This is a genomic window from Bacillus sp. SB49 (assembly GCF_000469135.2).
GTDB lineage: Bacteria > Bacillota > Bacilli > Bacillales > Halobacillaceae > Halobacillus.
Map to the genome: position 1 here is coordinate 1257290 of NZ_CP048117.1, position 18323 is coordinate 1275612.

Consider the following 18323-nt stretch of genomic DNA (forward strand, 5'->3'; position numbering starts at 1 on the left):
ATCATTGTACCTCCTCTTCGTCCTTGTCCGGATCGAGACGATACAGGAATAGGACGATAATGAATGTGATGATGATCCAGAAGATCACCCAGAAAACGGAGAAGGGGAGCCCGATGATGAAGGGAGTCTCCCTGTTTCCGATGGCGAATAATGGAAACACCATCAATAAGAAAGGGGCAAGCAGTGATAGACAGTAGAGTTTAACGAATTGTTGTTTGCTCAATAGACATCCTCCTTTAGTTTGTGAAAGACGGTTTTTCCATCCAGGATCGTCTCATCGACGGTCACCTCAGGAAGTTGCTGGATAGGAGTATTCAGGACAGGGCGATCGAGGATGATCAAGTCTGCAAGCATTCCGGGCTTAAGGCTTCCTTTCACATCCTCTTCACCGCTTGCATAGGCCCCTCCCCACGTATAGGCACGAAGCGCTTCTTCCAGAGTGATTCCCTGCTCCGCGCCGACGGACCGTCCGGACTTCGATTGTCTGGTGATGGCTGCATGAATGCCGACGAACGGATCGGCGGTCGTAATCGGACTGTCCGAACCGATTGCAAATGGGATATCGTTTTGAGCGAAGGCGTGCAAGGGGAACATCGCTTCTATGCGATCCCCGTAGTCTTTCCGGTAACCGTCACCGAATTCGTGCAGGAAAGCGGGATTCGGGATCGGTACCGCCCGGACTGCTTTCAGGCGCTGGACGAGATCAGCCGGTGTGAACCCACTGTGCTCGATGCGGTGACGTGTGCCGGGACGTCCAGACCGGGCTCTTTCAAGCGTGGTCAAAAGCATGTCCACTGCTTGATCACCCATGGCGTGGGCCGTAAGCTGCCAGCCATGTTCATAAGCGGAGAGAAGGCTTCTGTCGAGGGCATGCTGATCCATGTAGAGCATACCGGAATCTGCAGGATTGCTTGTGTACCCTTCCCGCATTTTGCACGTCGGACCGCTGCTGCTGCCGTCAATGAACACTTTGGCAGGCCCGATCCGGAAAGAGTCATCCCCGACACCTGTAGCCATCCCGCTCCGGATGCCGGCCTCCACCATGGAAACGGAGTCCGAAAGCGAACCGTAAAGAGCGTATATGCGCTGCTTCAGCGTCTTTTCCTGTACCGCTTTTTGGAGATAGCGGATATGCTTCGTTCCATATCCGCCGGCATCGTGGACGCTTGTAATTCCTAATTCAAGAAAATCAGCGGAAGCGATCGCCAGACCCTTTTGGACCTCTTCTTCGGAGTAGTCCGCGTGTTGGAACATGGCCATATGGGCGGATTCCAATAAAAGTCCGGTCAAACGGCCGCTGGTGTCACGGTGGTACTTACCTCCTGGAGGATCGACGACTGAATCGGTGATACCCGTCAGTTCCAGAGCTTTCGTGTTGACGCAGGAGATGTGCCCGCACGTTCGAACGACGATGATCGGGTGCGAGGTGGACACTTTGTCCAAATCATCTCTCGTCAGGTGTCTCTGTTCTGCCAGATGATTCTGGTTATACCCCCAGCCCCGGATCCATTGTCCCTTCGGTATATCCTCTGCTTCCAGTAAGAGCTGGTCCAGCAGTTCCGGAATCGAATGGACCGCTTTGGCGTTTACGCCGAGCTGATTCGTTCCGTAAAGTTCGAGGTGGGCGTGCGCGTCGATGAACCCCGGCATCAACGTCCGTCCTTCCAGGTCTGTCACCTCCGTACCGCTTTCTACAAAAGCTTGTATCTCCTGATTTGTACCGACTCCAAGAATCCGGTTTCCGCCAATGGCGACCGCTTCGTGAACCGAGAAGCGATGATCGGATGTGAACACTTCCCCGTTGATAAATACTCGTGTCGCTTGCATCGTTGTCCCTCCTAGTCGATGTTGGCAATGCGTGATGCTGTTTGGTAGAGCAGTTCGACCCCTTTAGTCAAATCGTCCATTTCTGCGAATTCCAGCGGGTTGTGGCTGATCCCTTTTTCGCAGCGGACGAAAATCATTCCGTAATCACTGATGTACGACATGAACAACGCATCGTGGAACGGACCGCTCATCAAGACGGGAGAGTCATAGCCGAGTTTATCGTCCTCTTCCTTCATGATGTCTTTGATCCAGTCTGCGCAGTACCTCGGTTCACTCTTCGTATCTTCCGTGACGGAGAACTCCAGGTTATATTCCGTGGCAGCTGTTTCGATGATGGCATGCGTCTTTTTCTCTAAATTCGAACGCGCTTCGACATCGATATCGCGGAGATCGATCGTGAAGGAGACCTTCTCGGAAATGATGTTCCTTGAGTTCGGGAAGTTCTCGATGCTTCCGACGGTCCCGACCGTGTTCGGCGTTCCTTCCTCTTGGATAAGTGCGTTGAAATTCTTAATGATGGATGCCGCCCCAAGAAGAGCGTCCTGGCGCATGTTCATTGGTACGGACCCTGCATGTCCGGCGAATCCTTCCAAGGTAACGGTCAGCCAGATCGGTCCGGAAATAGCAGACACAATACCAATGGGTTTGTCCTTCGATTCCAGCACAGGTCCTTGTTCGATGTGCATTTCCAGGAAGGCTTCAATATCACCTGGTTTATACACCGGGCTTTGGGAAAGGTCCGGTTCGACGCCGAACTCCCGCAGCGCTTCCAAGCGTGTGACGCCCTCTTTGTCCTTCCGTTGAAGTTCGCCTTCCTCCAGCTGACCGATCAATCCTCGAACACCGAATACCCCTTTGTTGAAGCGGGAACCTTCTTCATCCGAAAAGCAGACGACTTCCATCGTTCGCTCCGCCTGCATGCCTTTGTCTTTCATCGTATGTACCACTTCAATAGCAGCCAGTGCGCCGGCCGTTCCGTCATACCTGCCGCCGTAGGGTTGGGAATCGATGTGCGAGCCCATCATCAAAATCGGAAGGTCGGGATTTTTTCCTTCTTTCCGGCCGATCAGATTACCGAATGTATCGATCTTCGTTTCAAGGCCGGCTTCCTCCATCCAGCCTTTGACGATATCCACCGCTTCTCGGTCTTTTTTCGAATGGGCGAGGCGGCAGACGCCGGTTTCTCCGATTTTTCCTATCTCCGCAAGCGTATTGATATGATTCTCGTATCTCGTATCATTGATTTCCATCGCTGCTCTCCTCCTTATTTGTACTCACTATATCAAGTTCGGAATTATCCGACAATTAACAAAATGTCAAAAGATGTTTGATTATTCTGTATAATAGAGGAGAGAGATTGTCTTTACATACTGCTTAAAGCTTGGATTCAAAGGGTTTAGGAGGCTGCTGTCTTTAAATGACAAAATGTCGGTTTTGGATAATATGTAATAATTTCCAAGGAGATGACGATCGGTGGGATTTTTCATCCATCACCTGAAACCATTTGTTTGAAGAAGAAGTGAAGGCAGCACTCGGATCTTGTGGAATGTATGAAGAAAGAAGGCGGGTATCTGTGAAGATCGGCCGCAAACAAGGAAAGAGGGGAAGCAGATGAATACGGTAAAAAGCTATTGGGATAAACGTTATGAAGCAGGCAAACTATGGGGCGATCAGCCGTGTCCTTCCGTGGCACTCGCTCTGCCTTTTCTCGTCGTGAATGGCGCCGGATCGATCCTCGTACCGGGCTGCGGGTACGGCCGGAACAGTCGCGCTTTTGCCGAGAGAGGTTTCCATGTGCTCGGAACAGATGTATCGTCCGAGGCACTCAGACAGGCAACGGCAGATAAACCGGAGGTAATGGAACAGCTGCGGTATGAGCGGATGGATATACGGGAAATGGCTGCCGGGGAATCTTTTGATGCCGTCTTCCTGTCGAACGTCCTGCATCTTTTTCTGGAGAAAGATCGGAAGAAGGTGCTCGCAGCGTGCGATAAGCATTTGCATAAGGGAGGCCTGCTGTTGTTTACGTGCCTTTCCACAGCAGATAAGAAAAATTATGGAACAGGGGCGGAAGTAGAGCCGCATACGTTCCACCATAACGGGAAGACCCTGCGCTTCTATGATAAACGGGCCGTGATGGACGAGCTTCCGGACGGGTACACACTGCTTGAATGCAGGGAGCATATTCAGACGGAATTGTATCCCTCGGGACAGCGGGAAGATCTCGTCCTATGGTTCGTTGCTGCCAGAAAAAAGGGGGCAGAATGATGGAATGGAATGGAGACGGGACCATGCGCCCCTGCAGCTCCTCCGATCATGCCGTCGTCACAAGAAAGATGAAAGCGTGGTGGGGAGGCAGGGAGCTGTCCCTGCCGAAACTTTTCTTTGATCACTTTCAGGACACCAGCTTTATCGTGGAGGTGAACGGGGAAATCGTCGGCTTTCTAATCGGTTTCTTATCCCAATCACGGGAGGAGGAAGCGTATATTCATTTTGTGGGGGTCGACCCGGCTTATCGAAAGCTGGGAATAGCGGCCGCGCTTTACGACAGGTTCTTTGAAAAAGTGGTGGAGCATGGCAGGTTGAGGGTACGGGCGATTACGTCTCCAGTCAATCGTTTATCAATCGCTTATCATACACGGATGGGATTTACCGTCGTTCCTGGAGATAAAGTAGTGGATGGTGTAGAGGTACATGTGGATTATGACGGGAAAGGGGTGGAGCGGGTTTTGTTCGTAAAGGATCTAAAGGGAAGGAGCGGATAACATCCGCTCCTGTTCTTACATTGCTTCTTGGACTGTCTTTTTATCCGCGACATAGATCAGTCGGAGTGCGATCAGCATCAGTACGATCGCTGTGCCCCGCTGCCAGTCGAAAGAAATTTGGAGACCGCCGAACAAACCGAAGTGATCGATGATGATCCCTCCGACAAGCTGTCCGATGACGGTCGCAATATTCGTTGCGATGACACCGATCTTCGGCACGGCGAGAATGGTAAGGAACAAGTATCCGACACCGAACCAGACGGCCGTCAACTGCCACTTCGGCGCATCAAGGACGGCGAGGAAATCCCCCTGTCCGAAGAATAATACGACGATGGCCAGCATCAACGCTCCGGTGAAAAAAGTCATAAAGGTACTCTCATACGTACCTGCGTGTTTACTGAATGCTCCGTTGATCGAGGATTGGGAGCTGAGAAGCACTCCACCGATCACAGAAGCTGCTACTAAAAGAATCCCCATTTTTTCTCCTCCTTAATAAATCAGAATCAGTGCGGCCGCCATCAATAGGACGGCAATGATTTTTTCTTTTTTGACTTTCCGTGCTTTACTGCCGAGCCATCCCTTATGCTCGATGACCATGCTCATCGCCATTTGCCCGACGATGACGCTGATCATGGCTGCACCGACGCCGACAAGTGGTACGGCGATGACCAAGATCGTTAAGTAGGTCATTCCCAGCAGTCCTCCGGTCAGCTGCCATTTAGGTGCTTGGAAGGTGTAGGACAAGGAGCCTTTTCCTAAAAATAAGAGAACGATTCCAAGGATAATGGAACCGACCAGAAAGTTATAAAAGCTTGCTTCGAGCTTCCCGATGGATTGACCAAGTTCTCCATAGATCGCCCCTTCGATGCTCAAAGACAAACCTGCAATCAGTGCGACGATATACATCCATAGTTTCATGATTTTCCCCTCCTGTTATATCTACAATTCGAATAATGTCGATATGAAAAACAAAAAAAAGAGCTCACAGCTCTTCTTTCATGTAGGCAGCCACTTTCTGGATGACCGCTTCATTTCTCCGGTAGTAGGTCCACTTCCCGTGACGTTCGGATTCCAGCAGCCCTGCTTTCTGCATCATCGCCAAATAATGCGAGACCGTCGATTGGGACATGTCGGACTGTTCCTGGATATCTCCAACACATATGCCGCCTTTGTGATGAATCGTTTCCGAAAGGTGGTCGGCCGGCTTGTCGATGTAAGTCATAGGATCCTTCAACCACCGGAGCATTTCCAAACGTTTTTCGTTGGCCAACACTTTGAAAATTTCTACGTAGTTTTCCATGGGGACTATACTAATCGATGATGTTCGATCTGTCAAAAAGACGGCATCGGGAAAAATAAGAAAGAAAGGGCCGAGACAGAGGGGATGCCTTCGGAATGTCGAATGAAATAGAATCGTAACTAAAGGAGGAAGCACACATGATTGATGTACATAACAAAACATTTGTATCCGTCCAAAATACGGAGGACGGGGAAGTATCCGCAGAAACGACGTTCCATTATTATCAGGAAGAAAGCATCATTTACGCGGATTACAGCGGAGGCGACATTGTGAAAGGGAGTCTGGTCGGAATCGTCAAGGAGGACGATACGCTGGAATTCCGCTACAACCATGTTAATAACCAGAAGGAAATCCGCGGCGGATCATGCGTCTCGACACCAGTCTTAACGAAGGAAGGGAAATTGGAACTTTGGGAAAGCTGGCAGTGGAATGATAAGGCACAGACAAGAGGGGAATCATTGATCCGGGAAGTTTAAGTGAAATGGAGGTATGTCCCGGCCGCCTGTCACATATCCTATAGTCAATGACTTACTTCAAGGGAGTGGATGGGCATGGGATTCACTTATGGGAAGGACGAGCTGATCGGTGATATACAGGAGCTGTTCGCCAAACACAATGTCCAGGCGATTCATGTGAAAGAGGAAGGGACGCTGTTCTCCATAGACCAGGACGGATCATTTCGGATCGGAGTCGGAGCTACGATCGTCGCTTTCGACCGGCATCCGGATGATAAGACGACCTTCCAGGTGATTGATGGCGGACGGAAGAAATGAAGGCATAGGAAAGGTCCTGAGCTTCGATTTGAGCTCAGGACCTTTTATGTGTTCATTCGGTCAGGCTTTTTTCCAATATGCAGCTTCTTTGTTGGAACGAAGCGGAGGGAATGTATCCCCGTTGCTCAGTTCGATATGTTTTTCATCTTCCGTCACATCTCCACTGCCACCATCTACTAATCCGTCAAATTGGTATGTTCCTGCTTCAGGTGCCTGTTCTCCAGTCTTGTAACGGTCTGCCATTTGTAAAAACATCCTTTCCGATTTTGGTTATATTTTGTGTGCGCACATAGGCTATATATCCAGATAAAACCAATCGAAAACATGTTTTTACCAAAATGTTACATTTGTAGGAGGGGTGAGCAGAAGGGACTATGGGAAAGAGCCTTTGTATCTTTTCTCTGCTTTATCTACAGTCTGTCCGCCCGCTCCTCATCGGATATGAGTGGGCAGGTCGGGCAGCAGTTCTTCTTGTTTCCCTGGTGCAGCATGTACTTCATGCAGCAGTGTCTGCGCACGTAGGTCCCTTTACCGTTCTCCTTTTCGAAAAAGCGGAATTCGAAGTGAAGTGGGTTGACCGTGCCGTCCTCAAACAGCTCTTCGGAAGTGAACCAGTGCAGGACTTTTTCCGCGAAGTCTTTCTTCTCCGGGTGCTCTTCAGCGAAAGCGAGACTCCGTTGGTGCAGGTTGTGACTGACAATCGAGCGCATGTGCGTCGATTTGCAGTTCGATGCTTTCGCAATCGTTTGGAACAACGGCTGAAGATTCTCCGTAATGAACCGGCGGATACGATCCTTCACTTCTTCTTCGGTCAAGTCTTCGATGGAAGCCACCGCTTCTTCACGGATGACGTAGTTCATTTTATTTTTTTCCAAGCATTCGATGCCGATATTCTCAGGCGAAGCATCGATGACGAGCCCGTATTTCACGATCGTTTCGTACATGCCCATCGTCATGACCGAATACATCTTCCCGAACAACAGCCCGGTGATCGATAGGTCGGGGGCTGCCAACCCTTCGTTCTGAGCTTCCAATAAAGCGCGGCATGCCGGTTTATGGTCGATGAGGCTTTCCAGCTCATGTGTAATTTTATGTTCATGGTCCGTGCCGATATAGAACCGGTGGTCCTGTTTTAATTGCTCCCATGCAGTATTCATGAAAATGACTCCTACATTTTGGATTTTTCCAGGCATAACGCTGGAAATGAGAACTACTTTCAATTATAAAAGAAGATGGCGTTCCTCTCAACTATTCGAACAGGCATAATGTGCCCGTCTCGTCGTAAGCTAAGCCTATGGTGATTAACCCGGCTGGAAAGAGGGAATAGGGTAGTCCGTATCAAGATGGAAAGGAAAGAACCCAATGCATAACGAAACGAATCGTACCACCTACATACAAAATCAAGCCGACCGGATCATTCTTCACCTTTTAATGCAGGCGATGATCAGGGAAAAGGCCTATCCATACGATCTCCTTCCAAACGGGGCCGCATTTCCAATCGGCAAAGCGGCACTGGAGGTAGAGATCACCCATACATACAGGCTTGGGCAGCTCGATATCGCCCGCGTTCAGTATGTGGAAGGAGAAGATGTGCAGGAAATAACGGACCCGCTGCAGGTCCTGGGTCTCTTCCTGCCGACGGATGATCCTTTCTATATAGAAGTGAAGAACAGTGTCCGGAATCTCGCACTTGCACTCACCGCGTCAGAAGAACGGAACCAGGAAGTGGAACAAGAAGCCGAAGCGCTCGGTGTATCGGATGTTTTTTCTTATGTTCTCCAAAAAAAATCAAAAATGTTCAGTCCTCTGACATTTTTCGAACAGCTGGTCATCCAGGGACACACGATTCATCCATGCGCCCGAACGAGGATCGGCCTGTCCGAAAAAGAAGCAAGGCTGTATGCTCCGGAGTGGGGTGGGACACCGGCGGTTATTCCCGTCGCCGTTCATAAACAGTTATTCCGGGAGACCCTCATGGAGGGGAAAACGGTGAAAGAAATTCTTTTTGCGGAATATCCAGAAGTGGAAAAAGCCTTCCTGTCTGAGATAAACCATCCTGATGATTATGCTTTAATTCCCGTCCATCCATGGCAGTGGAAGCATACGATCGTTAAGGATTACCAAGCGGATATAGAAGCCGGCAGAATCAAGCGTGTAAAAGGCGCGGACATTGCGACAGCTGCGCTCATTTCCTTCCGCTCCCTTGCACCGTTAAATAATCAATGGAAGCACCATATTAAAACAGCCGTCAACATCCAAATGACGAGTGCGGTGCGGACGGTGTCTGCCGCATCCACTTACAACGGGCCGATGCTTTCCCGGTTTTTCAAGGATTTGCTTGAGTCCGATGAAGCATTACGCTCCCATTTGAGCACCATGAAAGAACCGGCAGCGATCCATTATCAACCGTCCACAGGAGTGGAGGATGTCCATTTCTTTCAGAAAAATTTGGCGGCTATTGTAAGAGAAAATCCGGAGCATGCATTAGGTGATGAGGAAGTAGCGATTCCGGGGGCTTCCCTGCTCGCGCCTTCTCCCGTGTCCGGAAAAACGATTGCGGAGGAAGCATCGGAACGGGCAGGATCTCCGCGTTCCTTCATCCGCCGCTATGCCGAAGCGCTTCTGCCTGGAGTGCTGCATCTGTTAGGAGAATACGGGATCGCTATGGAAGCGCACCTCCAGAATGCAGTGGTCGTCTTCAAAGGCGGGCATCCGCTGCGGACGATCCTTCGTGATCACGGCGGCATCCGCGTGCTGGAGAAGCGGCTCGCTGAACATTTCGGTGATGTACCGATTGATGCAAGCACCAATTTGCTGACTGATGATACCGAAGAGCTGCTTGATATCTTTACCCATTCGGTGCTGCATAACCATCTCGGTGAAATTATCGTACAGTTGGCAAGAAAGACCGGATGTGCCGAAGACGGTCTGTGGGCGGAAGTGGAGAAGGTAATCAAGGAAACGGCCGTCCGCCTGTCGGAAGAAGCAAGGGAAGATATCCAGCGAATCCTGCACCGGCCGGCTCGGATGAAGGCGCTCGTGCAGATGCGGTTGAAGAATGAAGTGACGGAGAATCGCTATGTAGATATGCCGAATCCGTTTACAAAGGAAAGCGAGGTGCGTGGACGATGACCGTGACAGAACGATCGTTGTTGAAGGAAGAAGCGGATTGTCTGCAGTTTTTACAGAAGCAGCATCCCGAAGAGGTGGATAGATTTCTCGAATACCTTCCGGAAGGCAGAAGAGGAATAGTGAAAAAGCTGTCCGATGCCTATTTCCGTGAGAATATCGACGGGGCGTATGAGAAGGCCGCTGCGATTCCGGTAAAAACGGAGGGAGGACAGTTGAACCGTGCCGTCCTTCCCTCTATGTACAACGGACTGCAAGGCTATGACTTCCAACCCGAGCTTACTTATCAAGCGGTAACATTCGGAACTTACGGCGTAATGTTCGCCGTCGATGGTGAATCTGCTTTCCAGCGTGTCCACACGACCGGAGAAGTCGTCTATTTCGATGCTGGAAGTTATCGCCCTGTCGAAACGGCGTCGGAGCTTTCCCGACTGCTTTTCAGCAGGGAAAAGTATCCGAATGTGGATACGTTCATAAGGGAACTTAATAACGGAGCGGCGAATCTGACACTTGCCTTGATGAATCAGGAGCAGTGGGCGACGAGCGTGAGAGAAGAGGCTGCAGGCAGAACTTCGACAATCGAATATGCCCTCTCCCATTTCAGGGAACCGAGTCTTTTCTTTGAACAGCTTGTCACAGACGGTCACCATCTTCATCCTGGGGCGAAGACGAAGCTGGGACTGAGCTATTCGGATGTGCTGCGCTATTCCCCTGAGTTCCGACAGTCTTTCGCTCTCCGGTTTGTTGCCGTCCGGCAGAACCGGGTGATCAAGACGACCCAGGCATCCCTGCTTGCTGATTGCTATCCAGAGTGTTTACAGGAGGCGGGGAAGGAACTGGCGGCGAGAGGGCTTCCGGCTCAGGATTATGAGATTCTGCCTGTCCATCCGTGGCAGTTCGAGCATGCCATCCCTGACATTTATAAGGAAGAATGTGCCTCCGGGGACGTTGTTCTTCTTCCTGGAACGGTTCTGCCGGTCGATGCCACTTCCTCTTTCCGGACGGTCACTTCCAAAAAGAAGGGTGCCCCGGTGTTGAAGCTTGCCGTCAACAGCCAGATGACTTCCACAGTCCGGTCAATCTCTACACAGACCGCGCTCAATACGACCGTCTTTTCGGAAATGCTGGCGGCAATCCTTGAGCGGGAGCCGCAGCTTGACGGTTTTCTTCCCCTGTATGAACTTGGCGGAGCCGCTTTTCATACGGATGACCGGCTGAAAAGCAGGAACTTGACGATGCTGATCCGGGAAAGCATCGATGACAAACTGGAACAGGGAGAGGCGGCCGTTGCCGGGATGGCGCTGTATGCGAAGTCTCCGATGTACAACGGAACGATCATTCAAGAAATCGTGGAGAACTCACCATTATCCCGGCTCGAATTCTTTATCGACTATGTAGAAAAAGTGCTTCCCGGTTATTTGACGCTGATGGTCAAATATGGAGTCGCCCTGGAAGGCCATCTTCAGAACAGCATTCCGGTTTTCAAGGACGGCCGGCTCACCAGGTTTTTCTTCCGGGACTGGGGCGGGGCCAGGATATATACAGAACGACTCCGGTTTCACGGAATGAAGCCCGCCTTCGCACCGGATTCCGTCTCGATTACCAACGACATCTCTGATATGCACAACAAGCTGTATTACACCGTATTCCAAAACCATTTCGGAGAGATCATTAAGCAGCTCGTCACCTCTTCTGAAGAAGAAGCGCAGTACTGGAAGGCTGTGAGAGAGGTGTCCGATCGTGTCTTGACGTCGCTTATGGAAGATGCGCCGGAAGCGGTGGAGACGGACCGTGCGTTTTTATACCAGCCTGCCGTCATGCATAAATCGCTCGCGACGATGCGTCTGACAGCAAGTAAAGGGTACGGCTATAATGCTGTGCCGAATCCATTAGCTAAAGGATGACAGAAAGATGAAAGCCATCGAAAGATATATAGAAGAAAGACAGGATCATTCGAATCCTGTCTGTGCCTATGTGTATGATCTTACCCGGCTCGAAAAGCATGCCGGGATGATCAAGGAGACGCTCCCGGATTTTTGTTCCTTCTTTTACGCGATGAAGGCGAATCCGGACCGACACCTTCTGAAGACGCTCGCACCGATCATCGACGGGTTTGATGTCGCATCAGGGGGAGAGATCGCCAAAGCGGCTGCCTATGGAAAGCCGATGGTCTTCGGTGCCCCAGGGAAGAAGCAGAGCGAAATCGAGATTGCGATGGAGGAAGGTGTCCGTTATATCAACGTCGAAAGCACCCATGATTGGGACCGCATTGCCCATTTAGCTGAGGAAAAAGGTATATCCATTCCTGTCCTGCTCCGCGTCAACTTAAGCAGCGACGTACCGGAAAGCCACCACATGATGTCCGGTGTTCCAAGTCAGTTCGGAATGTCGGAGGAAGATGTGGCGGCCTGCATCAAGCAGTCGGAGAAAGAAAGCAGAGTGTCGATTGCAGGCTTTCATTTCCATGCCATGTCCAACAATCTCGATGCAGAAGCACACGTGCGATTTGTCCAGCTCTGCGTAGAGAAAGCAGACGATTGGCGCCGGCGCTACGGGTTGAAAGCCTCGATCATCGATATCGGCGGAGGGATCGGTATCAACTATTGGAACCCGGAAGAACCGTTTGACTGGAAAGCATTCGCCGCCGGTATGCACCGGCTGGATCCGGAGGGATGGACGCTTATCCTGGAAATCGGACGTTACTTGACGGCAGCGAGTGGTTATTATGTGACGGAAGTGCTGGATGTGAAAGAAAACCACGGCCAATGGTTTGCCGTCGTGCGGGGCGGTACCCATCATTTACGGCTGCCGGCCGCCTGGAAGATGAGCCATCCTTTCCGCATTCATTCGGTCGAATCATGGCCGTATCCCTTCAAGCGTCCTGGTGTAGAGAAGGGAAATGTCACGATCGCCGGAGAACTCTGTACGCCGAACGACGTGCTCGTTCGCGGTGATTACGTGGACAACCTGCGGGCCGGCGATATCGTTATTTTCGAATACGCGGGAGCTTACGCATGGACGATTTCCCATCACGATTTTCTCAGTCATCCCCACCCGGAACACGTGTATGTTCGGGATGGGGAAGTGCTTGCTCAGGAAGATGCTGGAACGCTTCCTCGAGAAAAGTGAGAATATCCAGAGACACGGGATAGAGTCCGAGCTCCGCGGACGTCTCCTCGGATTTACGCGCCTGCCAGAATTTATCGATGAGAACAGGGTCATCTCCCAGCATGCCTGCAGACAGGGCAAGGCAGTCTTCGGCGATCAAGCGGCCGTCGATTGAATCGGGACCGATGCCCCGCTCGATACATATCCGGGTCCGCTCAACAAGGCGGATCCATTTTTTCGTTTCCGCTTCTTCCATTTTCGGAAGGTCCTGCTTCAAGAGCATCTGCTCCTCTTCATTGAAATGATGGTTCCAGCGGTTTTGATCCGTCCGCTGCTTGTTGTCCCGTACGAGCGGAAGCAGCGCGTCCCATCGGATCGTCCCTTCGAGGCGAAGCGAGTTCTTCAATGCTTCGTTCTGCCCCAAAGACTGCTCCAGATCGGCGATCGATGCCCGGAGCTTTGCTTCATTAAGGGTGAGGATTTCGGCAATCGTCGTCTCCTTGAGGATCTTCTCGATATCGTCAAGCCCCATGGCAAGCGACTTCAGGAGCAGCACCTTCTCGAGCTCCCTGACCTCCTCTTCGGAATAGAGCCTTCTGCCGGAAGGGTCTTTGGCAGCAGGTGATACTAATCCAATCTGGTCATAATACCGGACCGCGCGCACCGTAATATCCAAATGTTTCGCTACTTCTCCTGTCGTATGTAAGCCCATTTACCAAAACACCTCCAAAAAAACTTGCAGGTGACGTAACGTCATCCTATATGATGAGAATACCATAGATTGGCAGCAGAGGAGAGGTAGCTTTTGAATAGTATCGGCTGGTTGATTGTTTTCAGTGAAATTGGATTTTGGGTCGTCATTTTGCTCGGACTTGTGCTTCGCTACGTCGCAGGAAAGGAGAAGGCAGGGCTGTTCTTCCTCGCCCTTACACCGGTGATCGATCTCCTTCTTCTCATCGCGACAAGCGTCGATCTTTATCGTGGGGCGACGGCGACGACGATCCACGCTGTGGCAGCGGTTTATATCGGAGTATCCATCGCGTTCGGGAAGAGCATGATCCGCTGGGCGGACGAACGCTTTCAATATTATGTTACGAAATCCGGTCCGAAACCAAAGAAACGCAAAGGGATGGAGTATGCGCGTCATTACTTCAAAAGCTTTCTGCAGCACATCCTTGCTTATGCGATCGGGTCCGCTTTCCTGTGGGTCTTGATCTGGTTGATCGGCGATCCGGAGAGAACCGAAGCGCTCTTCGGCGTCTGGCGGATCTGGTCGCTTGTCCTCGGAGCGGATTTCCTGATCGCTTTAAGTCATTTCCTATGGCCGAAGAAGTAAGAGCGGAGCACGGCTTCCGCTCTTTTTTTCGTTGATAATTTCAGGGCCGAATAGTTTTATGGGAGCCACTCCTGCCAAATTAAAAAACTCTCTCTGGAGGATCATCAATGGATTGAAAGAGGAATGGAAGCAGGTGAGGGACGAATGGTTAACGAAAGTATGGATAGATGGAAGTATGATCAGGAAGTTTCCAACCATTTTGCAGGCTGCATGAAGAAGAGAATAGCAGGAGGGAGAGAAGTGGATGGGGACCCGAAGTCAAAGGGATGGGATGTTTTTTAGAGGCCTTAGGTGAACCCCTCTTGTAATCAAGTATGGGAGTGATTTTTCTAATGGAAATCCATTTCAAAGTGCAAAGAATTAAAGCAGAACAAACGTACCATCTTCGACACCAAATACTCAGACCACATCAATCGTTTCAGGCATGTCAATATGATACGGATCATGATTCCGGGGCATTTCATATAGGTGCGTTCCATAAAAGAGAATTGGTCAGTGTGGCTTCTTTTTATCCTGAATCTCATCCGGAATTGGCAGACTCTCATCCATATAGATTAAGGGCTATGGCTACTGTCGAAGAATATAGAGGGAAGGGAGCAGGAAGGGAGGTAGTGACCTTTGGAGAGAGCGAATTGAAACATCTTGCAGCAGATCTGCTTTGGTGTAAAGGCAGGACTTCTGTAAAGCAATATTATGAGAGGCTTGGTTTTCAACCTTTCGGAGAAGCTTTTGACTATCCTTCCCTAGGGCCGCATGTAATTATGTATAAAGAGCTTAGGTAGGGTTTCCTGTTATTAGATAAACCAAATATCATTGGAACCATAGTTGCTATGTTACAATGATATTTATTGAATACATAATTTTACAGGGGTGATCTTTCATGGATACAACGCAGCAGAATAGTACGGCCTGGGACCAGAAAGTAGAAGAGGGCTCCAAGTACACAAAGCCTGTAAGCAGGGAAGTGATAGAAAAAGCGAAGAAGGATGAATGGAGTATAAGCGTGACAACGGAAAAACAAGTACCCAGGCACTGGTTTCCTGAATCGTTGAAGGATGTGAAAATCCTTTGTCTGGCTTCCGGAGGGGGACAACAGGCACCCGTTCTCGCTGCGGCAGGAGCAGATGTTACGGTGACGGATATTTCTAAGAAGCAGCTGGAGCAGGATCGGAATGTCGCAGACAGAGACGGATTGTCTTTAAGGGTTGTACAAGGGGACATGACAGATCTGAGTGACTTTGAGGATGAATCGTTTGATCTGATCGTCAACCCGGTTTCAAATTTGTTTGTGAAAGATGTACACCTCGTTTGGAAAGAAGCATACAGGGTTTTGAGCCGTGGTGGTGTTCTGATCACTGGTTTCACCAATCCGCTGTTATGGATTTTTGATGATGAAAAGGAAAGAGAAGGGATACTGGATGTGAAGCACTCGGTACCGTCGTCGACGCTTGATTATATGCCGGAAAGCGATGTCGAAGCATACATAAAATCAAACCAGACCATTGAGTATGCTCATACGTTGGAAGATCAGATACAGGGCCAGATCAATGCTGGGTTTGTCCTTAATGGATTTTACGAAGACGATTTCGGCGGAACCAGAATATTGGATAAACATATCAAAACCTTCCTTGCTACAAGAGCTGTGAAAGCGTAGAATTATTCTTCCTTTAATAACGTCTCTCACAAGATAGGGGAAATGAGGTTAGGAGTGGAAGTATTAGACACGCGATCATTCATGCGATTAACGCGGTTATTTTTGTTCTTTTGTTAGGTACGGGAGCCATGTTGTTCTTTGGTACTCATTTTGTCCCCCAGCCGGACCCCTACACAGCGGAGAATGTGGCCATCGTTTTCATTTATATCCTTTGGGCGGTGAGTTATTGGCTTCAGTTCAAGGTGCAGACGTATAAAAGTATTGTGTTTATAAATGTTGGTCTTATTGTTTTCCTTGGTTTTTATGTTGTTTTTATGTATTATCCCATAACTTTTTTGGAATTGTTTCTGGAGTAAGCAGGGAGAAAGTTTTTTATGTTCATGGCTTACACTCCAATGATGTTGCAGCGTAAACGGTCATATACTTGATTATCATGCAGGAGGTCGGATATGGACATAAGAAAAGCACAGCAGGGCGATGCTCTGGGAGTGGCCGAGGTTCAAGTAGATACGTGGCATTCTACATACAGTCCTATCGTACCGGAAAGTTATTTGCAGAGGATGACTTATGCGGGACGGGAAAAGAAATGGCGAAAAATCATTGCTGCGGAACAGGTATACGTAGCCGCTGTGCCGGCAGAGGGCATCGTCGGTTTCATTCATGGAGGGCCGGAAAGAAGCGGCCTTTATGCTGGATTTAACCAGGAGGTTTATGCACTTTACATCAGGAAAGAGCACCAGGGGAAAGGGCATGGAACGCGGCTTCTGGATGCGTGGAGGACGGGGCTGCTGCATAGGGATGTGCCTGTCCTCGTACGGGTGCTTGAAGACAATCCTGCTTGTGCTTTTTACGAAAAGAAGGGTGCGGGTAGGATCGACAGTCAGACGGTGACCATCGATGGTGTCGATTTGGAGGAAGCTGTATATGGATGGGGCGATATCCGGCAAATCGACTTCTGAACAAAAAAGAGGAACCTGTCACAGGTTCCTCTCTTTTGTTATAGATGGTTCTGGGTAAGTTTGTTGATCTTAACTTTCAATTGGACGATAGAGATGACGTAAAGGGCGATTAGAAAGCCATACAAAACTTTGAGAGCTGTGTAGATCGGATGTCCGGTGACACCAGGCTGGAAGATGGTTGCAGCAAGAACGAGAGTAACCAGGAACAGCGGGATCAGCAGATTGACGAGGAGCCGGTACTTATGCGCTTCCGTCTCGTGATCGGTATAAATGTCCGGTGCGTCTTCGTTTACTGTGAGCGGTTTACGGAAATAGTGCCAGCCGTGGAAGCGCTCGACCTTCTCCCATCCAGCTTCTTCGAACAAAGCTAAATAGCTGTCGATATCCTCGTCCGTCCCGTTCCTGTAGTCCAGTTTATAGACGTATTCGCCCGGTTCTCCCTGTATGAATGTGTAAAGACCGAAGCGGTACCGGGCCAGATGCCAGCCGTCCTTGGCCATCGATTGCAGCCATTCGGCTTCTTTATTGTCCTGCCATGTAAAAAATATCCGTATCGTTCGTTTATACATTCGTTTTCGCTCCTGTTCTTCCTTTTCTCAATTTCCGGCAGCGGTATGCGAAGCCGAGGAAAACCATTCCAGTGATCATGGTAGGGAACAAGGCAATTATTCCTATCCATTTGAATGCCTCACCGATCCAGGTAGGAAGCCCCGCCTCGCTGCTGAGGGCGCTCAGCAGGAAGGCAAGAACGGTCGTAACCAGCGACCATAGGGCCCATTTCCCGTCTTTCTCTTTCTCTGTTTCATACTTTTCCAGGAGGCTCGTCTTATCTGTATAGAGCGGTGTGGTTTCCGGCTCCGCCGTAAAAAGGTGAATATAATCTACCGACGAACATACGTGTCTCCAGCCTGCCTCTTCAAACAAATCGAAGTAGTCTTCATCCGGACTCTCCCGATAATCGATTTCGAACTGCTTCTCCTCCGGTTCTCCCTTTCGAAGCCGGAACCCAAGCAGCAGGAAGCGTTCCACATGCCAGCCTTTCTTCGCATAGCGCGCCAACTTCTCCATTTCTTTCCCTTCTGAAAAAGCGAGTCCATCCATCATGATATATTTACGCTTCATTGATAACATCCTCCTTCTCCTGCCATACCTCTTCGGCATGACGGATCATTCGCCTGCGCCGCTCGACATCGGATTTCAGCAGTTCTCGTCCGGCAGCTGTTGCGATATACGTCTTCTTTTTCCCGGAACCTTCCGCAAGCTCAATCAGCTCTGCTTTCAATAACTTCTTGATCGTCGTATAAAGGGAGGCAGGACCGATGGTGAATTCACCTTCCGTCCACTCTTCGATCGTCTGCATGATCAAGTACCCGTGACGGGCTTCCAGCAGGGAAAGGAGGATATAGAAGGACGTATCCGTCAGCTCCCCGGCATCCAAGGCATCGTTTCTGGCCAATCTCTTCACCTCATTT

24 protein-coding genes are annotated in these 18323 nt (G+C 50.0%); 12 read left to right on the forward strand and 12 right to left on the reverse strand.

Annotated features, from left to right (window positions below):
• Position 1 precedes the first annotated feature (1 nt).
• Genes M662_RS06545 through M662_RS06555 form a run of 3 tightly spaced genes read right to left on the reverse strand, consistent with a single transcriptional unit; the run spans position 2 to position 3077 of the window.
• Positions 2-223 (reverse strand): DUF3311 domain-containing protein, encoded by a 222-nt coding sequence (locus tag M662_RS06545; RefSeq protein ID WP_008637993.1) that lies wholly within the window; start codon positions 221-223, stop codon positions 2-4.
• Positions 220-1827, reverse strand: coding sequence for an amidohydrolase (locus tag M662_RS06550; protein ID WP_026578427.1), 1608 nt, complete (start codon positions 1825-1827; stop codon positions 220-222). The genes M662_RS06545 and M662_RS06550 overlap by 4 nt, the downstream gene beginning before the upstream one ends.
• Before the next feature lie 11 nt (positions 1828-1838).
• Positions 1839-3077 carry a M20 family metallo-hydrolase gene (locus M662_RS06555; protein WP_026578428.1) on the reverse strand — a complete coding sequence of 413 codons (1239 nt, stop codon included), beginning with the start codon at positions 3075-3077 and terminating at the stop codon, positions 1839-1841.
• Between the two features lie 361 nt (positions 3078-3438).
• On the opposite strand from M662_RS06555, the gene M662_RS06560 reads away from it, so the two are divergent.
• Positions 3439-4095: a class I SAM-dependent methyltransferase gene (locus tag M662_RS06560; RefSeq protein ID WP_026578429.1), complete on the forward strand. Its 657-nt coding sequence runs from the start codon at positions 3439-3441 to the stop codon at positions 4093-4095.
• Positions 4095-4592 (forward strand): GNAT family N-acetyltransferase, encoded by a 498-nt coding sequence (locus M662_RS06565; RefSeq protein WP_081694925.1) that lies wholly within the window; start codon positions 4095-4097, stop codon positions 4590-4592. Before M662_RS06560 ends, M662_RS06565 begins: the two co-directional genes overlap by 1 nt.
• A 15-nt stretch (positions 4593-4607) precedes the next feature.
• On the opposite strand, the gene M662_RS06570 is transcribed toward M662_RS06565, so the two are convergent.
• The 3 genes from M662_RS06570 to M662_RS06580 all read right to left on the reverse strand — a co-directional run bounded on the left by M662_RS06570 (position 4608) and on the right by M662_RS06580 (position 5892).
• Positions 4608-5069, reverse strand: coding sequence for a DMT family transporter (locus M662_RS06570; protein ID WP_008638005.1), 462 nt, complete (start codon positions 5067-5069; stop codon positions 4608-4610).
• A gap of 12 nt (positions 5070-5081) precedes the next feature.
• The gene (locus M662_RS06575) at positions 5082-5510 is read right to left on the reverse strand and encodes a DMT family transporter (protein WP_008638006.1); all 429 of its coding nucleotides are present in this window, start codon (positions 5508-5510) and stop codon (positions 5082-5084) included.
• Positions 5511-5574: 64 nt separating this feature from the next.
• Positions 5575-5892, reverse strand: coding sequence for an ArsR/SmtB family transcription factor (locus tag M662_RS06580; RefSeq protein ID WP_026578431.1), 318 nt, complete (start codon positions 5890-5892; stop codon positions 5575-5577).
• A gap of 137 nt (positions 5893-6029) precedes the next feature.
• On the opposite strand from M662_RS06580, the gene M662_RS06585 reads away from it, so the two are divergent.
• Together M662_RS06585 and M662_RS06590 are read left to right on the forward strand one after the other, a co-directional pair.
• On the forward strand, positions 6030-6368 hold the full coding sequence (locus M662_RS06585; protein WP_008638010.1) for an avidin-fold protein: 339 nt from the start codon (positions 6030-6032) through the stop codon (positions 6366-6368).
• Positions 6369-6443: 75 nt separating this feature from the next.
• On the forward strand, positions 6444-6665 hold the full coding sequence (locus M662_RS06590; RefSeq protein WP_026578432.1) for a hypothetical protein: 222 nt from the start codon (positions 6444-6446) through the stop codon (positions 6663-6665).
• Positions 6666-6725: 60 nt separating this feature from the next.
• Here the strand turns inward: M662_RS06590 and M662_RS06595 are convergent, their stop codons facing one another.
• Both M662_RS06595 and M662_RS06600 read right to left on the reverse strand, forming a co-directional pair.
• Positions 6726-6908 carry a YjzC family protein gene (locus M662_RS06595; protein ID WP_008638014.1) on the reverse strand — a complete coding sequence of 61 codons (183 nt, stop codon included), beginning with the start codon at positions 6906-6908 and terminating at the stop codon, positions 6726-6728.
• 167 nt (positions 6909-7075) lie between these two features.
• Positions 7076-7822, reverse strand: a complete 747-nt coding sequence (locus M662_RS06600; protein ID WP_008638016.1) for an IucA/IucC family C-terminal-domain containing protein — start codon at positions 7820-7822, stop codon at positions 7076-7078.
• Positions 7823-8027: 205 nt separating this feature from the next.
• On the opposite strand from M662_RS06600, the gene M662_RS06605 reads away from it, so the two are divergent.
• From M662_RS06605 to M662_RS06615, 3 genes are read left to right on the forward strand one after another with little or no spacing between them, the layout of a single operon-like run.
• Positions 8028-9797 (forward strand): IucA/IucC family protein, encoded by a 1770-nt coding sequence (locus M662_RS06605; RefSeq protein ID WP_026578433.1) that lies wholly within the window; start codon positions 8028-8030, stop codon positions 9795-9797.
• A complete protein-coding gene (locus M662_RS06610; protein ID WP_026578434.1) occupies positions 9794-11698 on the forward strand; it encodes an IucA/IucC family protein in 1905 nt (634 codons plus the stop codon). The genes M662_RS06605 and M662_RS06610 overlap by 4 nt, the downstream gene beginning before the upstream one ends.
• A gap of 7 nt (positions 11699-11705) precedes the next feature.
• A complete protein-coding gene (locus tag M662_RS06615) occupies positions 11706-12923 on the forward strand; it encodes a type III PLP-dependent enzyme (RefSeq protein ID WP_035388461.1) in 1218 nt (405 codons plus the stop codon).
• Here M662_RS06615 and M662_RS06620 read toward each other — a convergent pair.
• Positions 12835-13614, reverse strand: a complete 780-nt coding sequence (locus tag M662_RS06620; RefSeq protein ID WP_008638020.1) for a MerR family transcriptional regulator — start codon at positions 13612-13614, stop codon at positions 12835-12837. The genes M662_RS06615 and M662_RS06620 overlap by 89 nt on opposite strands.
• 93 nt (positions 13615-13707) lie before the next feature.
• Between M662_RS06620 and M662_RS06625 the strand changes: the two genes are divergently transcribed.
• From M662_RS06625 to M662_RS06645, 5 genes are all read left to right on the forward strand, one after another.
• Positions 13708-14238: a hypothetical protein gene (locus M662_RS06625; RefSeq protein ID WP_026578435.1), complete on the forward strand. Its 531-nt coding sequence runs from the start codon at positions 13708-13710 to the stop codon at positions 14236-14238.
• 144 nt (positions 14239-14382) lie between these two features.
• Positions 14383-14520 carry a hypothetical protein gene (locus M662_RS06630; protein WP_161484893.1) on the forward strand — a complete coding sequence of 46 codons (138 nt, stop codon included), beginning with the start codon at positions 14383-14385 and terminating at the stop codon, positions 14518-14520.
• A gap of 50 nt (positions 14521-14570) precedes the next feature.
• Positions 14571-15020 (forward strand): GNAT family N-acetyltransferase, encoded by a 450-nt coding sequence (locus M662_RS06635; protein ID WP_026578436.1) that lies wholly within the window; start codon positions 14571-14573, stop codon positions 15018-15020.
• Between the two features lie 98 nt (positions 15021-15118).
• Positions 15119-15892, forward strand: a complete 774-nt coding sequence (locus M662_RS06640) for a class I SAM-dependent methyltransferase (RefSeq protein WP_026578437.1) — start codon at positions 15119-15121, stop codon at positions 15890-15892.
• Positions 15893-16341: 449 nt separating this feature from the next.
• On the forward strand, positions 16342-16851 hold the full coding sequence (locus tag M662_RS06645) for a GNAT family N-acetyltransferase (RefSeq protein WP_026578438.1): 510 nt from the start codon (positions 16342-16344) through the stop codon (positions 16849-16851).
• A gap of 38 nt (positions 16852-16889) precedes the next feature.
• On the opposite strand, the gene M662_RS06650 is transcribed toward M662_RS06645, so the two are convergent.
• The 3 genes from M662_RS06650 to M662_RS06660 are packed head-to-tail and all read right to left on the reverse strand — an operon-like array spanning position 16890 to position 18307.
• Positions 16890-17420, reverse strand: a complete 531-nt coding sequence (locus tag M662_RS06650; protein WP_008638032.1) for a DUF2812 domain-containing protein — start codon at positions 17418-17420, stop codon at positions 16890-16892.
• Positions 17413-17973: a DUF2812 domain-containing protein gene (locus M662_RS06655; RefSeq protein WP_026578439.1), complete on the reverse strand. Its 561-nt coding sequence runs from the start codon at positions 17971-17973 to the stop codon at positions 17413-17415. Before M662_RS06655 ends, M662_RS06650 begins: the two co-directional genes overlap by 8 nt.
• Positions 17963-18307: a PadR family transcriptional regulator gene (locus tag M662_RS06660; RefSeq protein WP_026578440.1), complete on the reverse strand. Its 345-nt coding sequence runs from the start codon at positions 18305-18307 to the stop codon at positions 17963-17965. Before M662_RS06660 ends, M662_RS06655 begins: the two co-directional genes overlap by 11 nt.
• Positions 18308-18323 lie beyond the last annotated feature (16 nt).

Excerpts from the sequence above, each read along its gene's own strand:
- M662_RS06550 (WP_026578427.1), bottom strand. The coding sequence starts at position 1,827 with ATGCAAGCGACACGAGTATTTATCAACGGGGAAGTGTTCACATCCGAT.
- M662_RS06555 (WP_026578428.1), bottom strand. The coding sequence starts at position 3,077 with ATGGAAATCAATGATACGAGATACGAGAATCATATCAATACGCTTGCG.
- M662_RS06560 (WP_026578429.1), top strand. The coding sequence starts at position 3,439 with ATGAATACGGTAAAAAGCTATTGGGATAAACGTTATGAAGCAGGCAAA.
- M662_RS06565 (WP_081694925.1), top strand. The coding sequence starts at position 4,095 with ATGGAATGGAATGGAGACGGGACCATGCGCCCCTGCAGCTCCTCCGAT.
- M662_RS06570 (WP_008638005.1), bottom strand. The coding sequence starts at position 5,069 with ATGGGGATTCTTTTAGTAGCAGCTTCTGTGATCGGTGGAGTGCTTCTC.
- M662_RS06575 (WP_008638006.1), bottom strand. The coding sequence starts at position 5,510 with ATGAAACTATGGATGTATATCGTCGCACTGATTGCAGGTTTGTCTTTG.
- M662_RS06580 (WP_026578431.1), bottom strand. The coding sequence starts at position 5,892 with ATGGAAAACTACGTAGAAATTTTCAAAGTGTTGGCCAACGAAAAACGT.
- M662_RS06585 (WP_008638010.1), top strand. The coding sequence starts at position 6,030 with ATGATTGATGTACATAACAAAACATTTGTATCCGTCCAAAATACGGAG.
- M662_RS06590 (WP_026578432.1), top strand. The coding sequence starts at position 6,444 with ATGGGATTCACTTATGGGAAGGACGAGCTGATCGGTGATATACAGGAG.
- M662_RS06595 (WP_008638014.1), bottom strand. The coding sequence starts at position 6,908 with ATGGCAGACCGTTACAAGACTGGAGAACAGGCACCTGAAGCAGGAACA.
- M662_RS06600 (WP_008638016.1), bottom strand. The coding sequence starts at position 7,822 with ATGAATACTGCATGGGAGCAATTAAAACAGGACCACCGGTTCTATATC.
- M662_RS06605 (WP_026578433.1), top strand. The coding sequence starts at position 8,028 with ATGCATAACGAAACGAATCGTACCACCTACATACAAAATCAAGCCGAC.
- M662_RS06610 (WP_026578434.1), top strand. The coding sequence starts at position 9,794 with ATGACCGTGACAGAACGATCGTTGTTGAAGGAAGAAGCGGATTGTCTG.
- M662_RS06615 (WP_035388461.1), top strand. The coding sequence starts at position 11,706 with ATGAAAGCCATCGAAAGATATATAGAAGAAAGACAGGATCATTCGAAT.
- M662_RS06620 (WP_008638020.1), bottom strand. The coding sequence starts at position 13,614 with ATGGGCTTACATACGACAGGAGAAGTAGCGAAACATTTGGATATTACG.
- M662_RS06630 (WP_161484893.1), top strand. The coding sequence starts at position 14,383 with ATGGTTAACGAAAGTATGGATAGATGGAAGTATGATCAGGAAGTTTCC.
- M662_RS06635 (WP_026578436.1), top strand. The coding sequence starts at position 14,571 with ATGGAAATCCATTTCAAAGTGCAAAGAATTAAAGCAGAACAAACGTAC.
- M662_RS06640 (WP_026578437.1), top strand. The coding sequence starts at position 15,119 with ATGGATACAACGCAGCAGAATAGTACGGCCTGGGACCAGAAAGTAGAA.
- M662_RS06645 (WP_026578438.1), top strand. The coding sequence starts at position 16,342 with ATGGACATAAGAAAAGCACAGCAGGGCGATGCTCTGGGAGTGGCCGAG.
- M662_RS06650 (WP_008638032.1), bottom strand. The coding sequence starts at position 17,420 with ATGTATAAACGAACGATACGGATATTTTTTACATGGCAGGACAATAAA.
- M662_RS06655 (WP_026578439.1), bottom strand. The coding sequence starts at position 17,973 with ATGAAGCGTAAATATATCATGATGGATGGACTCGCTTTTTCAGAAGGG.